Annotated in this window: 17 protein-coding genes; 6 read left to right on the top strand and 11 right to left on the bottom strand. The window is 63.7% G+C overall.

Features of this window, described 5'->3' with window-relative positions; all coding sequences use genetic code 11:
- Window positions 1-7: 7 nt before the first annotated feature.
- The 3 genes from rluB to mutS form a co-directional block, all read right to left on the bottom strand.
- Window positions 8-1,090: a 23S rRNA pseudouridine(2605) synthase RluB gene (gene rluB / locus N8I74_RS12675; RefSeq protein WP_263123472.1), complete on the bottom strand. Its 1,083-nt coding sequence runs from the start codon at window positions 1,088-1,090 to the stop codon at window positions 8-10.
- Between the two features lie 119 nt (window positions 1,091-1,209).
- The gene (locus N8I74_RS12680) at window positions 1,210-1,644 is read right to left on the bottom strand and encodes a hypothetical protein (protein WP_263123473.1); all 435 of its coding nucleotides are present in this window, start codon (window positions 1,642-1,644) and stop codon (window positions 1,210-1,212) included.
- Window positions 1,645-1,741: 97 nt separating this feature from the next.
- Complete coding sequence (gene mutS, locus N8I74_RS12685) at window positions 1,742-4,312, bottom strand: DNA mismatch repair protein MutS (RefSeq protein ID WP_263123474.1); 2,571 nt, start codon at window positions 4,310-4,312, stop codon at window positions 1,742-1,744.
- Window positions 4,313-4,620: 308 nt separating this feature from the next.
- Between mutS and N8I74_RS12690 the strand changes: the two genes are divergently transcribed.
- The gene (locus N8I74_RS12690) at window positions 4,621-5,004 is read left to right on the top strand and encodes a VOC family protein (RefSeq protein ID WP_263123475.1); all 384 of its coding nucleotides are present in this window, start codon (window positions 4,621-4,623) and stop codon (window positions 5,002-5,004) included.
- A gap of 72 nt (window positions 5,005-5,076) precedes the next feature.
- On the opposite strand, the gene fumC is transcribed toward N8I74_RS12690, so the two are convergent.
- Window positions 5,077-6,474 carry a class II fumarate hydratase gene (fumC, locus tag N8I74_RS12695; protein WP_263123476.1) on the bottom strand — a complete coding sequence of 466 codons (1,398 nt, stop codon included), beginning with the start codon at window positions 6,472-6,474 and terminating at the stop codon, window positions 5,077-5,079.
- Window positions 6,475-6,619: 145 nt separating this feature from the next.
- Between fumC and N8I74_RS12700 the strand changes: the two genes are divergently transcribed.
- From N8I74_RS12700 to ettA, 4 genes are all read left to right on the top strand, one after another.
- Window positions 6,620-8,434 carry a PAS domain S-box protein gene (locus tag N8I74_RS12700; protein WP_263123477.1) on the top strand — a complete coding sequence of 605 codons (1,815 nt, stop codon included), beginning with the start codon at window positions 6,620-6,622 and terminating at the stop codon, window positions 8,432-8,434.
- A complete protein-coding gene (locus tag N8I74_RS12705) occupies window positions 8,431-10,860 on the top strand; it encodes a two-component system response regulator (protein WP_263123478.1) in 2,430 nt (809 codons plus the stop codon). Before N8I74_RS12700 ends, N8I74_RS12705 begins: the two co-directional genes overlap by 4 nt.
- Window positions 10,861-11,130: 270 nt before the next feature.
- Window positions 11,131-13,815: a DNA translocase FtsK gene (locus N8I74_RS19355; RefSeq protein WP_308445855.1), complete on the top strand. Its 2,685-nt coding sequence runs from the start codon at window positions 11,131-11,133 to the stop codon at window positions 13,813-13,815.
- Between the two features lie 112 nt (window positions 13,816-13,927).
- On the top strand, window positions 13,928-15,595 hold the full coding sequence (ettA, locus tag N8I74_RS12715; RefSeq protein ID WP_263123479.1) for an energy-dependent translational throttle protein EttA: 1,668 nt from the start codon (window positions 13,928-13,930) through the stop codon (window positions 15,593-15,595).
- A 31-nt stretch (window positions 15,596-15,626) separates the two neighbouring features.
- Here the strand turns inward: ettA and N8I74_RS12720 are convergent, their stop codons facing one another.
- Window positions 15,627-16,133, bottom strand: a complete 507-nt coding sequence (locus tag N8I74_RS12720; protein WP_263123480.1) for a GyrI-like domain-containing protein — start codon at window positions 16,131-16,133, stop codon at window positions 15,627-15,629.
- A gap of 222 nt (window positions 16,134-16,355) precedes the next feature.
- On the opposite strand from N8I74_RS12720, the gene dbpA reads away from it, so the two are divergent.
- Window positions 16,356-17,735, top strand: coding sequence for an ATP-dependent RNA helicase DbpA (dbpA, locus tag N8I74_RS12725; protein WP_263123481.1), 1,380 nt, complete (start codon window positions 16,356-16,358; stop codon window positions 17,733-17,735).
- A 91-nt stretch (window positions 17,736-17,826) separates the two neighbouring features.
- On the opposite strand, the gene N8I74_RS12730 is transcribed toward dbpA, so the two are convergent.
- From N8I74_RS12730 to N8I74_RS12755, 6 genes are all read right to left on the bottom strand, one after another.
- Complete coding sequence (locus tag N8I74_RS12730; protein ID WP_263123482.1) at window positions 17,827-18,039, bottom strand: glycine zipper 2TM domain-containing protein; 213 nt, start codon at window positions 18,037-18,039, stop codon at window positions 17,827-17,829.
- 515 nt (window positions 18,040-18,554) lie between these two features.
- The gene (locus N8I74_RS12735) at window positions 18,555-18,791 is read right to left on the bottom strand and encodes an RHS repeat domain-containing protein (protein WP_263123483.1); all 237 of its coding nucleotides are present in this window, start codon (window positions 18,789-18,791) and stop codon (window positions 18,555-18,557) included.
- 19 nt (window positions 18,792-18,810) lie between these two features.
- The gene (locus N8I74_RS12740) at window positions 18,811-19,095 is read right to left on the bottom strand and encodes a hypothetical protein (RefSeq protein ID WP_263123484.1); all 285 of its coding nucleotides are present in this window, start codon (window positions 19,093-19,095) and stop codon (window positions 18,811-18,813) included.
- Window positions 19,096-19,265: 170 nt separating this feature from the next.
- Window positions 19,266-19,886 (bottom strand): immunity protein Imm33 domain-containing protein, encoded by a 621-nt coding sequence (locus N8I74_RS12745; protein WP_263123485.1) that lies wholly within the window; start codon window positions 19,884-19,886, stop codon window positions 19,266-19,268.
- A 25-nt stretch (window positions 19,887-19,911) separates the two neighbouring features.
- A complete protein-coding gene (locus N8I74_RS12750; protein ID WP_263123486.1) occupies window positions 19,912-20,853 on the bottom strand; it encodes an RHS repeat domain-containing protein in 942 nt (313 codons plus the stop codon).
- A 184-nt stretch (window positions 20,854-21,037) separates the two neighbouring features.
- On the bottom strand, window positions 21,038-21,496 hold the full coding sequence (locus N8I74_RS12755) for a hypothetical protein (RefSeq protein WP_263123487.1): 459 nt from the start codon (window positions 21,494-21,496) through the stop codon (window positions 21,038-21,040).
- Between the last annotated feature and the right edge of the window lie 106 nt (window positions 21,497-21,602).

Consider the following 21,602-nt stretch of genomic DNA (forward strand, 5'->3'; position numbering starts at 1 on the left):
CGTCCGATCATTCCTTGGCTTCGCCGTTCAGCTTGAGGCCGCTCCACTTCATCACCGCCAGCACCTCGGTTTCGTTGAGTTCGTAGAATTGCCCGCGCTTGAGCCGCGGCGGCAGGCCGAACATGCCGAAACGGACGCGGATCAGCCGGCTCACGGTCAGGCCGAAGTGCTCGAACATGCGCCGCACTTCGCGGTTGCGGCCCTCCTTGAGCACTGCGTTGTACCAGTGGTTGGCCCCCTCGCCGCCGGTGGCCTCGATCCGTTCGAACCGGGCCGGACCGTCCTCCAGTGTGATGCCGTCCTTGAATGCCTTCATCTGCTCGTCCGTCAGCTCACCAAGGATGCGCACCGCATATTCGCGCTCGATCTCGAAGCGCGGATGGGTCATATGGTTGGCCAGATCGCCCGAGGTGGTGAACAGCAACAGGCCGCTGGTGTTGAAGTCCAGCCGGCCGATCGCGATCCATTTGCTCGACGCGAGCTTGGGCAGCCGATCGAACACCGTCACACGGCCTTGCGGATCATCGCGCGTGACAAGCTCGCCTTCCTGCTTGTGGTAGAGCAGCACGCGCGGCAAGCGGTCGGGCCAGCGCAGCTGCACCCGCTTGCCCGCGACCCGCACATCGTCGCCGGGCTTGATCTTGCAGCCCAGCTCAGCCACCGCGCCGTTGACGGTGACCTTGCCCTGGGCGATCCAGGTTTCCACTTCCCGGCGCGAACCCCAGCCGGAGAACGCCAGCGCCTTCTGCAGCCGCTCCTCGCCGATCTGCGCCGGCGTGAGCCGCTTTTCGCGCAGTTGCTTCTGGCGCGCGACCTCCTTTTGCGAACCGGCCCGCACCGCAAGCTTCTTGGCCCGCGTCACCGGCGCCTTGCGCGCCTGTGGCGGCTGGGCCGCCTCGTCGGGCGTTGCGGCGGCCGCCGGTTTGCGGCGCACCACCGAGGGCTGGCCCAAGGCCGCCTTGTTGCTGTGCCACTCATTGGCATCGGCCGTGCGCGGCGCCTTGCGCCGCACCAGGTCGCCGCGGTTGTTCTCATCCGCCTTGGCTTGGCGGATTGCCGGTTGCGGGCGGCGCGCACGCGTGTTTCTCATGGCCGTGTATTCCAATTCAAATCGCGATTATACCGTGTGCGGCAGTTGCCCAAGAACGGCAAGGCCGCCCGCAGGCGGCCATGCATCGTGAAGATCGGTTGGGAAAAGCGCTGGCGCCGTCAGCGCAGCGAGAAGAATGCGACACTGCCGATGCTGGTGAGGCCCAGATTGAACCGCTGCGCCTCCAGCTGCGCCTCGGTGCCGCGCAATTCGGAGCGCCGCAGGATCTCGAACAGCACCTCGATCTCCTTGAACCACTTCAACAGCCGGGTATCGTTGTTGACCAGCGTTTCGATCTGTTCCTTGGCGGGATGCTCGCCCAGCACGGTGATGCGGCCATCCTCCGTGCCGGCGATCTGGATCGCCGGCGGAACGGTCACGCCCTGCTGGGTGAGATGGGTTACCAGATCGTCGCCATAACGTTTCAGTTCGCTCGCCGCTTTGGAACGAATATCCGAGAGCCTGAGCTCCCCGTCCTGCGCGCAAACCCCCAGGAACCGCGCGACACCATCATCAAGCGCGGCCCTTTCCTCCATGTCGCTGACCATGTTCACAGCCTGTTTCCTTTTCTGCCGGACACCGTATCGATAGGCCCAATCATCGTAGCAAAGCGTTTTTTCACGTTTTGCGCTGAGGTGACAGACGGTTGACCTAGATCATGGAACGGAGTTCATACAGCATCTCGAGCGCTTGCCGTGGGGTGAGCGCGTCCACATCCACCTGCGCCAGCGCGTCGAGCACGGCATGCGCCACCGGTGCGGGCTCGGGTTCGGGCAGTGGGCTTTCGAACAGATCCGCCTGCATGCCGCGGGTGATGCTGCCCTGTTCCAGCTGCACCAGCTTGCGCTTGGCCTGCCGGATCACTTCGCGCGGCACCCCGGCCAGCTGCGCGACGGCGACGCCGTAGCTTTGCGAGGCCGGGCCTTCCTGCAGCGCATGCAGGAAGACGATCCTGTCCTTGTGCTCCACCGCATCCAGGTGCACGTTGGCCACGTTCGCGTAGTCCTGCGCCAGCCGGGTCAGCTCGAAGTAGTGGGTGGCGAACAGCGTGTAGGCGCGGTTCTTCTCGATCAGCTGACGCGCGATCGCCCAGGCCAGCGCCAGGCCATCGAAGGTGGACGTACCGCGGCCCACCTCATCCATCAGCACCAGGCTGTGCTCGGTGGCGTTGTTGAGGATGTTGGCGGTTTCGGTCATTTCCACCATGAAGGTGGAGCGCCCGCCCGCGAGATCGTCCGATGCACCGATACGGGTGAAGATGCGGTCGACCCGGCCGATCAACGCATGCGTGGCCGGCACGAAACTGCCCACATGCGCCAGCAGCACGATCAGCGCCACCTGCCGCATATAGGTGGATTTACCGCCCATGTTGGGACCGGTGATCAACAGAAGCTTACGCGCGTCGCTGAAGCACAGGTTGTTGGGAATGAAGTCGTCGATCTGCGCTTCCACCACCGGATGCCGGCCTGCCTCGATCTCGATCACCGGTTCGTCGACAAAGCGTGGCGCCACGTAGCGTCCCAGCAGTGCCCGTTCCGCGAGGCACGCGAGCACGTCCACCGTCGCCACCGCCTGCGCGGCCAGCCGCAGTGCCGCAAGATGCGGCTGCAACTGTTCCAGCAACTGCTCGAACAGTTGTTTCTCCAGCGCCAACGCACGCTCCTGCGCCGACAGGGCCTTGTCTTCGAATGTCTTGAGCTCGGGCGTGATGAAGCGCTCGGCGTTCTTCATGGTCTGGCGGCGCCGATAGTCCGGTGGCACCAGATTCAGGAAGGAATTGGTGATCTCGATGAAGTAGCCGGCCACCCGGTTGTACTCCACCCGCAGTGTGGCAATGCCGGTGCGCTCGCGCTCGCGCGCTTCCATCTGCGCCAGGAACTCGCCGCCGTGTGTCTGGATCGCGCGCAATTCGTCCAGCTCGGCGTTGTAGCCGTCGGCGATCACGCCGCCCTCGCGCAGCACCACCGAGGGCTCGGGCAGGATGGCGGCCCGCAGCAGCGCATCCAGCGCCGGATCGGGCCGCAAGGCATGCGCGAGGCCCTGGAAGAACGGCCCTTGCGGCAGCAGGCTTGCAAGATCGGGCAGTCGCCCGAGGCTGTCGCGCAGGCTGGACAGATCGCGCGGCCGGGCCGAACGCAGCGCGATGCGCCCGGCGATGCGCTCGATATCGGCGATCTCGTCCAGCACACCGTGCAATTGCGGCTGGCTGCCGCTGTCGATCAACGCGCCGATGGCGGCCTGCCGCTCCATGATGCGCGGCTGGCTGCGCAGCGGATGGTGCAGCCAGTGGTGCAGCAGGCGTGAACCCATGCCGGTGGCACAATGGTCGAGCAGCGAGAACAGGGTGGGTGCCGCCTCGCCGCGGATGGTCTCGGTCAGCTCCAGGTTGCGGCGGGTGGCCGCGTCCAGTTCGATGTACTGGCTGGCATGCTCGACGCGCAACCCTGCCAGCGCGGGCAGCATGCCGCCCTGTGTGCCCTTCACGTACTCAAGCAGCGCCCCTGCGCCCCCCAGCGCCAGCATCGTCTCCCCGACGCCGAAGCCAGCGAGATCATGCACACCGAAGTGGCGCGCCAGATTGCGCGCCGCCGCCTGGGCATCGAATTGCCACGGCGAGAGCCGGCGCAGCGGCACCTGCAACTGGTCCAGCAGCACCAACGTCGTATCGTCCGCCACCAGCACCTCGGCCGGTCGCAGCCGCTCCAGCTCGGAAGGCAGCTTCTCGACCTCGGTATCCATCAACGCGAAGTCGCCCGACGCCAGCGACAGCCAGGCCAGCCCCAGCCGCCCCTTGTGCATGCTCAGCGCCAGCAGCCGGTTCTCGCGCTTGTCGTCCAGCAGCGCCGCATCGGTCAGCGTACCCGGCGTGACCACCTTGACCACCTTGCGCTCGACCGGCCCCTTGGCCAACGCCACATCACCCACCTGCTCGGCGATGGCCACCGATTCACCCAACCGCACCAGCTTGGCCAGATACCCCTCGCAGGCATGGTGCGGCACCCCGGCCATCCTGATCGGCTGCCCCGCGCTCTGGCCGCGCGTGGTAAGCGTGATATCCAGCAGCTTGGCCGCCTTGACCGCGTCATCGAAGAACAGCTCGTAGAAATCGCCCATGCGGTAGAACAGCAGTTTGTCCGGATGCTCGGCCTTCATGGCCAGGTACTGCTGCATCATCGGGGTATGGTTCAACGCGTTGTTGTCCAAGGATTTTTTGGGCTTCATCTGGATGCGTTCTTAAGACCGGGCAGGCAGTGGCGGAAGGGCCGCATTCTAGCAAGGCAAGCCCGTATCATCGACGGTTTGTCACCGGCCGTGCCCATTCGGGACCGCAGGCAAACGTCCATGGCAGCGGTGCGGGCACGGCCTGCCGGGATGCGCACCGCTTACCCTCGGCGTGGCAGCCCGGCACCATCGTGGCCGAGGCGGGCCACGACAGGACAGGCAATCGGCGCACTGAAGCGCTTTCGCACGCAGCGACCCGCTTCTATCGGATACTGACGCCCACCCTGCCACTTCGAGGAGTCTTTGCCATGGCCGTCTATAAGCCCGAGCAGTACAACAGCGTCTCCCCCTATCTGATCGTCAGCGATGCCAAGGCGACGATCCGCTTTTTGCAGGCGGCGTTCGACGGCGTGCCATTGCGGCAACATCCTGGTGAGGCCGGGCGGTTGATGCACGCCGAAGTGCGCATCGACGACACGGTGATCATGCTCGCGGATGCCCACCCCGAGTGGCCGGCCATATCGGCCCACATCCATGTCTACGTGCCGGACGTAGACACCACCTACCAGCGCGCGCTGGCCGCCGGCGCGACATCGGTGCAGGCGCCGGTGAAGAAGGAGGACGAGGACAGGCGCGGCGGCGTCAAGGACGCTGGCGGCACGACCTGGTGGATTGCAACGCGGATCGGCTAGCGTAGGGGGCGATGCCCCAAAACCAAACGGGGCCACACCCGTGGCCCCGTCCGGTCATCACTCAGACACCGATCACGCGCTCGGGCCGGTCATTTCGATCGGGACGATCCAGCGCGCGTATTCGTCCTCGGTCAGATAGCCCAGTGCCAGTGCGGCAGCCTTGAGGGTGGTGCCTTCCTTATGCGCCTTCTTGGCGATGCTGGCCGCCTTGTCGTAGCCGATGTGGCGGTTGAGCGCGGTCACCAGCATCAGGTTCTTGTCGAGGTTCTCCTCGATGCGCGGCAGGTTGGGCTCAAGGCCCAGGGCGCAATGGTCGTCGAACGCCAGGCACGCATCGGCCAGCAGTTCGATGCTTTCGAGCACGTTGTGCACCATCACCGGCTTGTACACATTGAGCTGGAAGTTGCCCTGGCTGCCGGCAAAGGCCACGGTGGCATCGTTGCCGAACACCTGGGCACACACCATGGTCATCGCTTCGCACTGCGTGGGGTTGACCTTGCCCGGCATGATGGACGAACCCGGCTCGTTCTCGGGAATGGTGTATTCGCCGATGCCGCAGCGCGGGCCGCTCGCAAGCCAACGCACATCGTTGGCCATCTTGAACAGGCCACCTGCCAATGTACGCAGCGCGGCCGAGGTCTGCACCAGCGCATCGTGCGCGGACAGCGCGAAGAACTTGTTGGGCGCATCGACAAATGCGTGACCGGTCAACGCCGCGATACGTGCGGCGGCGCGGCGGCCGAATTCGGGATGCGCGTTCAGGCCGGTACCGACCGCGGTGCCGCCGATGGCCAGCTGCAACACCCCCGGCAGCGCGGCCTGCACCGCCTCCAGGCCGAAATCGATCTGCGCCACCCAGGCACCGATCTCTTGGCCGACCGTGACCGGGGTCGCATCCTGCAGGTGGGTGCGGCCGGTTTTGACCACACCGGCGAATGATTCGGCCTTGCGTGCCAGGGTATCGCGCAGCTGACGCACCGCCGGCAACAGCTTGCCGTGCACTTCCTCGACCACGGCGATATGCATGGCGGTCGGGAAGGTGTCGTTGGAGCTTTGGCCGCGGTTCACATGGTCGTTGGGGTGCACCGGCTGCTTGCTGCCCATCTTGCCGCCGGCCAGTTCGATCGCGCGGTTGGAGATCACCTCATTGGCGTTCATGTTGGACTGGGTGCCCGAGCCGGTCTGGAACACCACCAGCGGGAAATGCGCGTCAAGCTTGCCGGCGATCACCTCGTCGGCCGCCGCGACGATCAGCCTGGCCACGTCGGCCGGCAATTCGCCGAGCTCGGCATTGGCCTCGGCCGCGGCGCGCTTGAGCACGCCAAGCGCACGCACCATCGGCCGCTGCCAGCGAAACCGCGCCACGCCGATGGGGAAGTTGATGGTGGAACGTTGCGTCTGCGCTCCCCAGTAACGGTCGGCGGGAACGTCGATCGCACCCATGGAATCGGTTTCGCTACGCATAGACATGCAGTTTCTCCAGAGTTGAATGGCCACTACGGCCTGTTTTTCAGAGCGTTTCGTCCGCCAATCCCCCGTCCGACAACGACTTGGGCAGCGGCCGATGATGGCCCGACTAAGATAAAGAGCAATTTTGCCATGCCGATCGCTCTCCATGCCCATTTCCACCGAGTCCGCGCCCCCCGCCCCCTCCTTCGACAACGGGCATCTGGCACAGCTGCTCGCCGCGCTGCCGGTGGGGGTGGCGATCTTCGATCGCACACTGCGCTATCGCCATATCAATGCCGTGCTGGCCGCCAGCAACGGTCTGCCGGCCGCGGATCACCTGGGCCGCACGGTCATCGAGGCACTGCCGATGCTGGCCGGCACCGTGGAGCCGTTGCTGCGGCAGGTGCTGCAGACCGGGCAGGCGCTGACCGATCTTGCAATCAACGGCAAAAGCTCCACGGGCGAACTGCGGCATTGGTTGGCCGACTACATGCCGCTGTACGACGCCACCGGTGCGACCGACGGCGTGCTTGCCATCGTGCGTGACATCACCACCGAGCATGGTGCACGTGGGTTGGCCCGGGCGGGCGAGGAGCGGTTGCGCCGGGTCCTGGACCAGTTGCTCGCCTTTGTCGCGGTCTTGCTGCCTGACGGTGTGCTGGTCGAGGCCAACCGCGCGCCCCTCGAACTGGCCGGGTTGACGCTCGACGACGTGCTGGGCCGCAAGTACTGGGAGTGCGGCTGGTGGAACTATGATCCGGCGGTGCAGGCGCTGATCCAGCAGGCGGTGCAGGATGCGGCCGCGGGTACGGTCTCGCATTTCGAGGTGCAGATGCGCGCGCGCGACGACAGGCTGGTGCTGATCGAATTCATGATCGCCCCGCTGCGCGACGAGCATGGGGCCGTCACCCATCTGATCCCATCAGGCATCGACATCAGCCAGCGCAAGGCCAGCGAAGAGGCGTTGCGCTACTCCGAACAGCGCTTCCGTCAGGTGGTGGAAAACGCGCCGGATGGCCTGACGATGGTGGACGAGCGCGGTGACATCCTGCTGGTGAACGCCGGCATCGAGCGCATGTTCGGCTACCGCCGCGAGGAACTCGCCGGCCGCAACGTGGTGACGCTGATGCCCGAGCGCTATCGGGCGGCACACCCGGCGTTGATGGCGGGTTTCATGCACGCGCCCAGCGCACGTGACATGGCCGGGCGGCGCGAGTTGTATGCGCGCAGGAAGGATGGCAGCGAGTTCCCGGTCGAGATCGGTCTCAATCCGGTGCCGAGCAGCGAAGGCATGCGGGTGCTCGCCACCATCGTCGACGTGACGCGACGCAAGGCGGACCAGGCGGCGCTGGAGCGCGCGCTGACCGAAAAGACCGTGCTGCTCAAGGAAGTGCACCACCGGGTGAAGAACAATCTGCAGGTGATCTCCAGCCTGTTGAACCTGCAGGCGCGTGGCGCGGGCGAAGAGGCCCGGCACGCGTTGGCCGAGAGCCAGAACCGGGTCAAGGCCATGGCGTTGATCCACCAGCTTCTGTACGAGCGCAACGATTTCTCCCAGGTGGACATCGGCATCTACCTGCAACGCCTGTGCCGGCTGCTGCAGGACGCGCAGCCGCGCACCGGGGTGCCGGTCACGCTGCGGCTGGAGATCGACGGCCCGGTGGCGCTCGACCTGCAACGTGCCGTGCCGTGCGGGCTCCTGATCAACGAGCTGGTGACCAACGCCTTCAAGCACGCCTTTCCCGAACAACGCGGCGGCACCATCCTCGTCACGCTGTGCAAGAACGCCAATGGCGCCGCCGTCCTGCGGGTGGAGGACGACGGGGTCGGATTGCCGCCAGGGGCGGAGCAAGGCATCGGCTCGCTGGGGTTCCAGCTGATCCCGCTGCTGGTGGAGCAGTTGGGCGGCAGCATGGACATCGAGCGCGACCATGGCACCCGCTTTGCCATCACCTTCACGCCGGAAACGGAGGTTGCATGAACCCGCGCATCATGATCGTCGAGGACGAGCGCATCGTCGCACTCGATCTGAAGCACAGCCTGGAGTTCCTTGGCTACACCGTGGTGGCGGTCGCCGCGCGCGGTGCCGACGCGGTGCTGGCCGTGGCGCAGCAGCGGCCCGACCTGGTGCTGATGGACATCAACCTGGGCGAAGGCATGGACGGCACCGAGGCCGCACAGCGCATCCGCGAGCAAAGCCGGGTGCCGGTGGTGTTCCTGACCGCCTACGCCGAGGACAAGACGCTGGAGCGCGCCGAGCAGAGCATGCCGTACGGCTATCTGCTCAAGCCGTTCGAGCTGCGCGAGCTGGAAGCCACCATCCGGATGGCATTGGCGCGCCGCCAGGCCGAGCTGGAAGTGGAACTGGCGGAGGAGCGACTACGGCTGGCGCTCGATGCGGCCGCGCTCGGCGTGTGGGAATGGGACGCCAGCTCAGACAGTTTCGAATGGGAAGGCCACCTGGAAGGCATCCTCGGCGGCCAGCCACGTTTCCTGCGGGGTGAGGAGGACGCCTTCCTCAACTTCATCCATGAGGAAGACCGCGAAGCACTGGCCGTGCAACTGCTCAGCGGCCAGAGCATCAGCGCCACGGTACGTACGCACCATGGCCGCGGCCATATCGGCTGGATCGAACTGCATGCCAAACGCTATGCCGGCGAACATGGCGGCGGCGAACGCCTGATCGGCGTGGTACGCGACGTGACCGAGCGCCGGCGCAATGAAGAGCGGCTGCGCCAGGCCAGCGTGGTATTCAACACCACCGCCGAAGGCGTGCTGATCACCGGGCCGGACCGCAAGGTCGTCTCTAGCAATCCGGCGTTCTGCATGCTGACCGGCTACTCGGTCGAAGAGGCATATGGCCGCGATCCGGACGACTTCCTGCATGCGCGCCGTCACAGCGACCAGTTCTATCCACGGCTGCTGGAGATGCGCCAGGGCTACTGGCATGGCGAGGTCACCTGCCGCCGCCGCGACGGCACGTTGTTCCCGGCCTGGGAACATGTCTGCGTGGTCAGGGACAACCCCGGCGAAGTGGTCAACTACATCATCACCTTCTCCGACATCAGCCAGATCCGGCAGGCCGAACAGCAGATCAACCACCTGGCCTACCACGATGCACTCACCGGGCTTGGCAACCGGCACCAGCTGGATGACCGACTGGAGATCGAGCTGGAGCGTGCGCGCCTTGTCGAGCAGCGGTTGGGCGTGATGTTCATCGACCTGGATGGCTTCAAGCTGATCAACGACACCCTGGGCCATGCCGCCGGCGACGTGTTGCTGCAGACCGTGGCGCAGCGGATGAAGACGCTGCTGCGCCGCACCGATATCGCGATCCGGCTCGGCGGCGACGAATTCGTGGTGATCGTGCCCGACGCCCAGCGCATCGACGACTACGCGGTGCTGGCCGGCAAGCTGCTCGATGCGATCCGCGATGCCATCCAGCTGCCCAGCGACCGGGTCAACATCTCGGCCAGCATCGGCATCGCCGTCTTCCCGGACAACGCCAAAGACCGGCACGCGCTGATGAAGGCCGCGGACAGCGCGATGTACGACGCCAAGACCCACGGCCGCAACCGCTTCGCCTTCTACTCGCCCGACATGGCCGAACGTGCACATGAGCGCATGGCGATGGAACAAGGGCTGATGCAGGCGATCCAGCAGCAGGCGCTGCGGCTGCACTATCAGCCGGTGGTCGCGCTGGAGAGCGGCCGCATGATCGGCATGGAGGCGCTGGTACGCTGGCAGCATCCCGAGCTTGGGCTGGTGCCGCCGGCACGCTTCATCCCGGTGGCGGAGGAAAGCGGGTTGATCGAGCCGATCGGCGAATGGGTGTTGCAGGAGGCCTGCCGTCAGACCCGGCGCTGGCAGGACGAGGGTTATCCGCATATCAGGATGGCGGTCAATGTCTCGGTGCGGCAGATGATGAACGACCATCTGGTCGAGCGGGTGGCGCAGGCGCTGGCCGAGACCGGCATCGACCCGCAATGCCTGGAGCTGGAAATCACCGAAACGGCGATCCAGTCGATCGAACACAGCCGTGAGCGACTGCGCCAGTTGAAGGGGCTCGGCGTCATGATCGCCATCGACGACTTCGGCACCGGCTTCTCGTCGCTGAGCCTGCTCAAGCACCTGCCGATCGATCGGATCAAGATCGACCGCTCCTTCGTCACCGGCCTGCCCAGCGACGGCAATGACGTGGCCATCACCCATGCCATTGTCGCGCTGGCGCATAGCCTGCACCTGGAGCTGACTGCCGAAGGCATCGAAAGCACCGACCAGCTCAACCATCTGCATCAATTGGGCGTGGGCGAAGGCCAGGGCTATCTGTTCCGCCGGCCCGAGCCGGCCGATGCACTGACCGAGTTGCTGCGCGGCGGGCATAGGTTCCAGGCGGGCCGGCAATAGGCGCAGCGGGTGAATCCGCAACCCGGCACGCCGGGACCCTTCGCCCCGGCGTTCGAACCTGGATTCGCCCTAAAGTGTTCAGCCCGCGCTGGGCGCACACGCCGTGCTGTGATAAGCTCTGCGACCTTGCTGCACGCAAGTGTCTGATTTATCTATGCTTTATATCACCCTGCCGCGCCATCCCCGCCAGATCGGCCCCTGCTTGACCCGCGCCTGCGGCACAGGAGGCATGCCTGCCCGCCCCGGCGCCCACGCCTACCGCCCGTCCCGATGATCCGACCTGCCCGCCCCCGCTTCCTCGCCCGCATCGCCGCCTTGCGTCACCGTGGGCTCTTCTGGGCCAGCGTCGCCGTGGCAGCGCTGCTGCTGACCATATCCGGCCCCACCGCCCCGTTGCGGCAATGGCTGGGCTGGGCGGCCTGGCTGGTGGTCGCGGCACTGGTACGCAGCGCCTGGCGCGCTGGCCGCGGCCTGCCGGCCTGGGCCGGCCCGCATCGCCGTATAGCCGGCGCTGCCGTGCTGGGCATCGGCCTGGTGACCGCGCAATATCTGCTGCACGGCACGCCACGCCTGGGGCAATGGCTTGCCATGGGCGTGATACCACCCGCACCGCTGGTGGCGCTGGCCTGCCTGTTGCTCGGCGTTGGGCTCGGCGTGCCATTGCTCACCGGCCGCCACTGGCTCGCGCTGTTCGAAGCGGTCGGCGGTGCACTCGAAGCCCCCGGCGGCTGGCTGACGGCAGTGCGGCGCCCTGCCGCCGGGCCGCACGCGAACGCACCGGACCAACCCGTCGTTCCGCCGCAAGCCACAACGGAACAGCCCGCCCCGGCCGCCGCCGACGCAGACCTGCCTGCCGCCGAGCCCACGCTGTCACCGCCGGCGTCCGATGTCCCAGCCCCCGCGTCGGTCCGCACCGCCACCACCCGCGCCTTGCCCCGGCTGGAGCTGCAGCAGGTGTTCGACAACCTGCAACGCAGTGTGCGCAACCGGCCTGCCGTCCCGGCCCGCCTGGCCGACGCGCCCTTGCCGGTGATCGACCCGGCTGAAGTGCGGGCCCGGCTGCGTGGCATCCATGGCGAGCGGCTCGCTCCACCCGCCCCTGCCCCACTGCCACGCCCCGCCACGCACGCCAAACCCATGCCGCTGCCACCGCCCGTCGCCACCCCTGCCCACACGGCATCGCCCGTGGCCATCGCTGCAAGCGCACTGCCCGGGCCGCTTGCACCGCAGATCGAGGAGATCGAACTGACCGCGGTCGCCCCGGCACCGCAGCCAAGCGGATCGCCGGGTTGGCCCCCGTTTGCCGTGCCCGAGGCACCGGTGGACCTCGCGTTGCCGCCGCCCCGGCCTGAGGTGCCGCCTGCGCCGGCAACGGGCAGTGCACTACATCCGCCGGCCATTCCCGCCGGGCCGGCGCCCGCCACCATGGCGCCGCCGCCGTGGCGGCCGACGCCGCGCCTCGCCCCTGTCGATGGATCACCGTTGCCAGCGCTGGCGCTGCTGCAGCCGCCGGAACAGGCGGTCGGTGTCGCGATGAGCGAGGAGGAACTGCTCGATCGCAGCATCGTCATCGAGGAAAGGCTGGCCGAGTTCAAGGTCAAGGTACGGGTGCTGGACGCCTGTGCCGGACCGGTGATCACCCGTTACGAGATCGAACCCGCGGTCGGCGTGCGCGGCAGCCAGATCGTCAACCTGATGAAGGACCTTGCCCGTGCGCTCGGCCTGGTGTCGATCCGCGTGGTCGAGACCATTCCCGGCAAGACCTGCATGGGCCTGGAACTGCCCAACCCCACCCGGCAGATGATCCGGCTCTCCGAGATCCTGGCCGCGCCGGAGTTCACGGACAACGCATCCCGACTCACGCTCGCGCTGGGTAAGGACATCACCGGCAAGCCCATCGTCACCGACCTCGCCCGCGCCCCCCACATGCTCGTCGCCGGCACCACCGGCTCGGGCAAGTCGGTCGGCGTCAACGCCATGATCCTGTCGCTGCTCTACAAGGCCAGCCCCGACGACGTCCGCTTCATCATGGTCGACCCCAAGATGCTCGAACTCTCGGTCTACGACGACATCCCCCACCTGCTCGCCCCCGTCGTCACCGACATGAAGCTCGCCGCCAATGCCCTCAACTGGTGCGTGGCCGAGATGGAGAAGCGCTACCGGCTGATGAGCGCCCTGGGCGTGCGCAACCTGGCCGGCTTCAACCAGAAGATCAAGGACGCCGAGAAGACCGGCCACAAGCTCACCAACCCGTTCACCCTCACCCCGGACGACCCGGAGCCCTTGAGCCACCTGCCCTTCATCGTGGTGGTGGTCGACGAGTTCGCCGACCTGATGATGGTGGCCGGCAAGAAGATCGAGGAGCTGATCGCCCGGCTGGCGCAGAAGGCGCGCGCCGCCGGCATCCACCTGATCCTGGCGACGCAGCGGCCAAGCGTGGACGTGATCACGGGCCTGATCAAGGCCAACATCCCGACACGGATCGCGTTCCAGGTGTCGTCCAAGGTGGACAGCCGGACCATCCTGGACCAGATGGGGGCGGAGGCGCTGCTGGGCCAGGGGGACATGCTGTTCCTGCCGCCGGGCACGGGGTATCCGCAGCGGGTGCATGGGGCGTTCGTGGCGGATGACGAGGTGCACCGGGTGGTGGAGTATCTGAAGTCGCTGGGCGAGCCGGACTACGTGGACGGCATCCTCAATGGCGGCTTCGAGGCCGAGGCGGCGGTGGGCAACCCGGGAGGCGGCGACGCGGACGCGGAGGCCGACCCGCTGTATGACGATGCGGTGCAGTTCGTGCTCAACAGCCGGCGCGCATCGATCTCGTCGGTGCAGCGGCAGCTGCGCATCGGCTACAACCGGGCTGCGCGCCTGATCGAGAGCATGGAGGCGGCCGGCCTCGTGAGCCCGATGGAGAGCAACGGCAACCGCACCGTGCTGGTGCCCGCACCCGACTAGCCGCGCCCGGACACCCGGCATCCCCACCCCACCCGGCGGCCGCGCTGCGGTTGGGCATAGCCGGGCGGCTCGATTACACTTGCGGCCATCTTGAACCCCACTGGATCAGCCCATGGCCCAATATGTGATGTCCATGCTCCGCGTGAGCAAGATCGTTCCGCCCAAACGCCAGATCATCAAGGATATTTCGCTCTCCTTCTTCCCCGGCGCCAAGATCGGCCTGCTGGGCCTGAACGGCGCCGGCAAATCCACCGTGCTGCGCATCATGGCCGGCGTGGACAAGGAATACGACGGCGAGGTGCAGCATCTTGCGGGCGTGAAGATCGGCTACCTGCCGCAGGAGCCGCAGCTCGATCCGGCCAAGAGCGTGCGCGAGGAGGTCGAGGACGGCATGGGCGACGTGATGGCGGCGCAAAAACGGCTGGAAGCGGTATACGCCGCCTATGCCGAACCGGACGCCGATTTCGACAAGCTCGCCGAGGAACAGGCGCAGCTGGAGGCCATCATCTCGGCCGGCGCCGCCGACAACACCGAGCTGCAGCTGGAACTGGCCGCCGACGCGCTGCGCCTGCCGCCGTGGGACGCCCGGATCGAACATCTCTCGGGCGGCGAGAAGCGCCGCGTGGCACTGTGCAAGCTCCTGCTGTCCAAGCCGGACATGCTGCTCCTGGACGAACCGACCAACCACCTCGATGCCGAGTCGGTGGACTGGCTGGAGCAGTTTCTGGTGCGCTTCCCCGGCACCGTGGTCGCCGTCACCCACGACCGCTACTTCCTCGACAACGCCGCGGAATGGATCCTGGAACTGGACCGCGGCCACGGCATCCCCTGGAAGGGCAACTATTCGAGCTGGCTGGAGCAGAAGGAGGCGCGCCTGGAACAGGAAGGCCGCCAGGAAGCCGCGCGGCAGAAGGCGATGAAGCAGGAACTGGAGTGGGTGCGCCAGAACCCCAAGGGCCGTCAGGCCAAGTCCAAGGCGCGGATTGCCCGCTTCGAGGAGCTGTCCAGCTTCGAGCACCAGAAGCGCAACGAGACCCAGGAGATCTTCATTCCGGTGGCCGAGCGCCTGGGTGACAAGGTGATCGAGTTCAAGGGCGTGTCCAAGAGCTTCGGCGACCGGCTGCTGATGGACAACTTCAGCTTCAACGCGCCGGCGGGTGCCATCGTCGGCATCATCGGCCCCAACGGCGCCGGCAAATCGACGCTGTTCAAGATGATCGCCGGCAAGGAACAGCCCGACAGCGGCGAGATCGAGATCGGCTCGACCGTGCAGATGGCCTTCGTCGAACAGACCCGCGAAGGGCTGGAAGCCGACAAGACCGTCTTCGAGGACGTCTCCGGCGGGCTGGAGAACCTGAGCGTGGGCAAGTTCGAGATGAGCAGCCGCGCCTACCTGGGCCGCTTCAACTTCAAGGGCGGCGACCAGCAGAAGAAGGTCGGCATGCTCTCGGGCGGCGAGCGTGGCCGCCTGCACCTGGCCAAGACCCTGCTGCAGGGCGGCAACGTGCTGCTGCTGGACGAACCGTCGAACGATCTGGATGTGGAAACGCTGCGCGCGCTGGAAGATGCGCTGCTGGAATTCGCCGGCACCGTGTTCGTGATCTCGCACGACCGCTGGTTCCTCGACCGGATCGCCACCCACATCATCGCCGCCGAAGGCGATTCGCAATGGACCTTCTTCGACGGCAACTACCAGGAATACGAAGCCGACAAGAAAAAGCGCCTGGGCGAGGAAGGCGCCAAACCCCGGCGCATCCGCTATAAGCCCATCGGCCGCTGATACACCGACCTCCGGCTGCAGCCGGGTGCCGTCACAGGCCCTGGCCGCAGATCGGCACCCAGATCTCCATGCGCCGCGCCTCGGGGTCCTGCAGAAGGCACTCGTCGTATTTCTCGAACTCGGCGCTGCAGGCGTGCCGGTAACCCGAGGCCGGCAGCCAGTGCTGGGTCAGATCGCCCCAGCCCTGTTCGATCGCCTGCACAAACCCCTGCTCGTCCTGCGCCGGCTCGGTGGTAAGCACCGCATAGTGGCTGGGCGGCAGCCTTACTGCGGCCAGCGGCACCGGCACCGGCGTGGTGGGCGCCACCGCGACGCCGATCAGATAGTTGAAGTCGGTGGTCTGCGGGTTGAAGTCGTAGACCACGCCGAAGCGGCAGCGGGCCTGCACCCGGCCGGGAATGCCCGTCAGCAGGCCACCGGCATTGATGCGCGCCCACGCTGGCGGCAATTCAAGCTGGTTGAGGCCGCAACGCAGTGTGGTACTGATCTTGTAGCCCATGACCGTGGCGCCCGGGTGGCGCTCTACCCGCACGTTCATCTTGCCTCTTTCCATGATTGACTCAGACGCCGGCGTCGCAGATCGGATGCACAGGCACCCCAGCATGGCAGGAGTTGCCAACGCCCTCCTTGCCTGCGCTGCCCGAATGCGCGTCGGCCGACACACGGCACGGCCCGCCTTGCCCCGGCGCCGGTGCACACCGCTGGCTGGCCCGGGCCCGCGCTGCTAGACTGGCCGACCCCTTTCCCGGCCGCCCTTTCAATGCAGCACGCCTTTTCCTCGCTTGCCCTGCCGGCGCCCATGCTCGCCAACCTCGCCAGCCTGGGCTACCAGCAGATGACGCCGATCCAGGCTGCAAGCCTGCCGGGGCTGCTGTCCGGGCGCGATCTGATCGCCCAGGCCAAGACCGGCAGCGGCAAGACCGCCGCCTTCGGCATTGGCCTGCTGCACCGCCTCAATCCCAGTCTGTTCAACGTGCAGGGGCTGGTGCTGTGCCCGACCCGCGAACTGGCGGACCAGGTTGCAGGCGAATTGCGCCGGCTGGCACGCCATCTGGACAACATCAAGATCCTGACATTGTGCGGCGGCGTGCCGATGGGACCGCAGATCGGCTCGCTGGCCCACGGCGCGCATCTCGTCGTCGGCACCCCGGGACGCATCCAGGACCACCTGTACCGCGCCACGCTCGATCTTGCCCGGCTGCGCACGCTGGTGTTGGACGAGGCCGACCGCATGGTGGACATGGGTTTCGTCGACGATCTGGCCCGCATCGTGGCCGCCTGCCCGCAACACCGGCAGACAGTGCTGTTCTCGGCCACCTACCCGGCGCACATCGAGGCGATCGCCGCGCCCTTCCTGCGTGACCCGCTGCGGGTGGAAGTGGAAAGCCGGCATGCATCGCACCGGATCGAGCAGCGCTTCTACCCAGTCAGCAACGAAAACCGCAACGACCAGGCAGCGGCGCTGCTGCGTCATTACCGCCCCACCTCGGCCCTGGCGTTCTGCAACACCAAGATCCACTGCCGGGAGCTGGCGGCGGCGCTGCAGGCAGCAGGCTTTCATGCCTTGGCACTGTATGGCGAACTGGAACAGCGTGATCGCGATGAGATCCTGGTCCGCTTCGCCAACCAGAGCGTCACCGTGCTGGTGGCCACCGATGTCGCCGCACGCGGTCTTGATATCCAGACGCTTGATTGCGTCATCAACGTCGATGTCTCGCGTGATACCGAAGTCCACGTCCACCGTATCGGCCGCACCGGTCGCGGCACGCAGAAAGGACTGGCGCTGACGCTGGCAAGCCCGTCGGACAAGAAGTGGGTGAAACTGATCGAGGACGATCAAGGCGGCCCGGTACGCTGGTTCGATTGGGATGAGGTCGACGAGACCGAGACCGTGCCGCTGCTGCCGCCGATGCGCACCCTGGCCATTGCCGGCGGCAAGAAGGACAAACTGCGCCCGGGCGACCTTCTGGGCGCGCTGACCGGCGATGGCGGCCTCGATGCGGCGCAGGTGGGCAAGATCAATGTGTTCGACTTCCAGAGCTATGTGGCCATCGACCGCCATGTGGCGGAGACCGCATTGACACGACTTGCCGGCAAGACCATCAAAGGACGCCAGTTCAAGATGAGGTGGGTGGAATAAGCACGGAAAGGACGGGAAGCAGCCGCAGCTTGAAGCACCGTGTTTGGCACGGCGCCCTTCCCGCCCTTGTTGGCATGGACTAGCTGAACAGTCAGTCCTTGGTGGTTTCGTGGCCGATCACGCCGCCTACTGCGGCACCACCGACCGTGCCCACCGCCGAACCATTGGTAAGGATGGCTCCGGCGGCACCGCCGATGGCCGCCCCTGCCGCGGTATTGCGGGTCTGCTTATCCATACTGGAACACCCGGTGAGTGCCGCGAGCAGCAACAGCGCGCCGGCGGACTTGGCCCATACGTGTTTCATGGTCTAGCTCCTTCAGTGCTTGCAGATGATCTTATGTGCGCCGTGTTGCCCGCATGCGTGCAGCCCGGCCGACTCGGATTGGAATAAAGCGGCCACGGCAAGTTGCCGCCTTTTTGGCGGAAACTGGCGTCGGACGATGCCGACAAGCCGGAATGCATCGGGCGGCACCAAGGGCAATCAAGCTGACAGCAACGGCATGTTTCATCAGCATAAGGGGCCCGTTGCGTGCTGCGCTACTAATCAAGCAGACCGACTGAGCAGATCACCACGGCTGTGGTGAAAGAAGCCCGTTCCGGTCGCTGTGATGAGCAGGATCCTGGGGTATGCGGGGTCAAAGGGAGGGGCAATTGAACTCCAGCCGGGCGAGCGTGTTGTTCTGGCTCACTGCTATATCCCATGACCATTTGGCCGGTCTTTGAGTCAACGGTTTCCCTTCCATCCAGGTCAATGAACTTCAACGGATTGCTGTTCGCATAACCATACCGATTGAACGAATGGATCATGTTCCGCCCCACCTAATCCACCGGATCGATCGCCATGAACCGTCCCAGCAGCGGGTCGTACCAGCGCGCCCCATAGTCGCTCAGCCCGATCCTGTCCTCATGCGGCTTGCCGGTGAACCACTGGGTGTTCTCGGTGGTGGCCCCCACCAGCTTCTCGCCGTACGGCCGGTAGTGGGTCCGCCACAGCAGTGTGCCGCTCTGGTTGGTCGCCGCCAGCGGGCTGCCGGCCGGGTCGCTGTGCGACGCCAAAGCTTAGCGGCGCTGCCGCTTAGCGCCGCGGGGTGCCGGCTTGCCGGCAGTACCAAGTGGTGCTGCTGCCCTGGATGTCCGCCAGCTTGCTGCGGCCGTGGTAGATGAAGTCCTCGCTGCTGCCGGTGGCCAGGTCGATCTCATGGTACAGCAGCCCGTCGGCACCGCTGAACGCCAGCCGGTTGAGGCCGTTGCCCTGGCTCAGCACCCGGGTGCCGCCACCGTCGTAGGTATAGGCGATCTGGCTGGCGGTGCCTTTGTTCACCCAGCGCAGGCTGCCGGTAGCGTCGTACTGGTAGCCCAAGCCGTCATTTTATTGTCGTAATACTGTAATCCCATAGGCGACGGCTTATTTTTTGATAAATATAAAAAGATTTTATATTTAAATTCAATGTAAATTTTCCTACAATCCCCTTTCATTTTCAGGTTCATTTTCAAAAAATATTAACATTGCTTTGCAAGGAAAATTTTAAGTTAGATGGCTTTAGAATCAAACCAAGTTTTTTTTGAATTTGATTCAAAGCGGTAGCCGTATTCCATAGCCAAATAACCTAATAAATCAGGCCTATTTTTTGTCAAATGGTATGCATGTACAGTTTTAAGTGTCTCAACATTTCCGTTATACTTATTTGTGGTAATCCACCATCCGCTCATATGATCGGGGGAGGGATATCTAACGCCCTCGACTTGCTCTCCTTCATACACGCCTTCAGATATAACAACTAATTTATCAGGCCGAGGCGGAGAGAAGGTGGACCCTGCATTATTACAAATCTTATGCTGTTCCATCCATGCAAACAAAGTAAAATCGAGACCAGGCATGAATTCAGTAGCATCTTGATTGTATTCAAAGAATTCGGCGTTTGACTCCCCCTCAGTCAATTTTGTCAACCAATACCCATACTGTGCAGTCTGTCCTAGGGTGAGTCCGCCTCCAGCCAAAATATAATTGCCCATTGAGGTAAGAAAGTCACGGCAGGCATCAGCATATTGAATGTTTTCAACCCTGGCGATTAGCTCAACCCCTAAAATGCTAGAAATTCCTTGAGTGCAAAAAACTTTTTTATCTCTTGAGATGATTTTCAATTGACTCATTTTAATTAACGCCTTAATCAATAATTTACTTGGCCTTGGCATTTGTACCGGCACGCCCTTCTGAGCCAGTCTCTTTGGATGTTGAATGTTCTCCCAATTTGGTGTTTTTAGCCTTTTGAGATCGAACCTGACCTCCTTGAATTCTACTGCACTGAATGCAATGTGGATAAAGACTCTGAGGTTTTCCAGCTGGATTTAAAGCAGATACTGGCTGATGATCAGGCACAAAATTTCCTGATTTAGTTCCCGATTTCTTTTCGCCGCATGTATGACAGCCTGTCTTTCCCCCGATTTCATTAATTTTATCTCTTTCTTCTTTTGTAAAATCTCTTTCCGGACCGCGAGCGGGAATTGAAGCATCTGCATAATCTCCGGGCCCTAATGTATCTACATTTTTCTCTGCATCAGCATCTGACTGTATCTCCTCAGCCAGCATTGCCCCAATTGCTACTAGAGCACTCCGCCCGCCCCAAATTGCAATCTGCTCTAATAATTTCCCCCCAAACACAATAGCCAGTGCAGGTACTTTTCCGTCCGGATCAATAAACTTCAACGGATTGCTGTTCGCATACCCATACCGATTGAACGAATGAATCGTGTTCCGACCCATCCAATCCACCGGGTCGATCGCCATGAACCGCCCCAGCACCGGGTCGTACCAGCGCGCCCCATAGTCGCTCAGCCCGATCCTGTCCTCATGCGGCTTGCCGGTAAACCACTGGGTGTTCTCGGTGGTGGCCCCCACCAGCTTCTCGCCGTACGGCCGGTAGTGGGTCCGCCACAGCAGCGTGCCGCTCTGGTTGGTCGCCGCCAGCGGGCTGCCGGCCGGGTCGCTGTGATACCAGGTGGTGCTGCTGCCCTGGATGTCGGCCAGCTTGCTGCGGCCGTGGTAGATGAAGTCCTCGCTGCTGCCGGTGGCGAGGTCGATCTCGTGGTACAGCAGCCCGTCGGCGCCACTGAACGCCAAGCGGTTGAGGCCGTTGCCTTTGGGTCACCCTTTATGCAAATTCTCTACGGATTCTTATTGAAAGCATGAAGCTACGAAAAAGTCTTTATTGGCTGCTATTGGCGTTAATATGCTGGACATGAACAAGGATTTGTTACATATTTATCATAATAAATAGAGCTAGGATATTTCTAGAAAGTGTTCCTTATAAATATGCTGATCTAATTAGTTCGGCCTGCTTGTTAAATTGTTCGAGTCTATAAATTTTCCATTCAGGAGAAGACACAGTTGTTTGGTATTTTTGAAAACCAATATTCAATGCATTGCCGCATTCTTTCAGTGCACCTTGCAACGCAAAGAGAATTGCTGCATATATATAAGGATTATTTGAAGTCGCCCCCCCTCCTCTTTCACTTGGATTAGGGTATCTGTCAAGCTCAATTAAATGTTTGGCCAACAAGTCAGCTGAATTGATGGTATGGATATAACCTTCACCCACGCTATCTAAATCCTCGAAAAATCTTCTTGCCCCAATTTCGCCAGATGAAGAATAATCGTCCTCGTAAAGTCCTATATTAATCGGGTCAAATGACCAGCGCAACCAAAGTAATTCAACTGATAAAACCACTTTCCCCCCCCCGACAGGGGGGGCTGATTCTTCCATATATAAACCCAGTCTGGAGAATTCTGAAGCAACCCACGTAGATGTGATCAATATGCTAGCTCGAACGGTCCTCTCATTTCTATTTGAAAATATTAATACAGACCCG

The sequence above is a fragment of the Chitiniphilus purpureus genome, assembly GCF_025642115.1.
GTDB classification, from domain to species: Bacteria; Pseudomonadota; Gammaproteobacteria; order Burkholderiales; family Chitinibacteraceae; genus Chitiniphilus; species Chitiniphilus purpureus.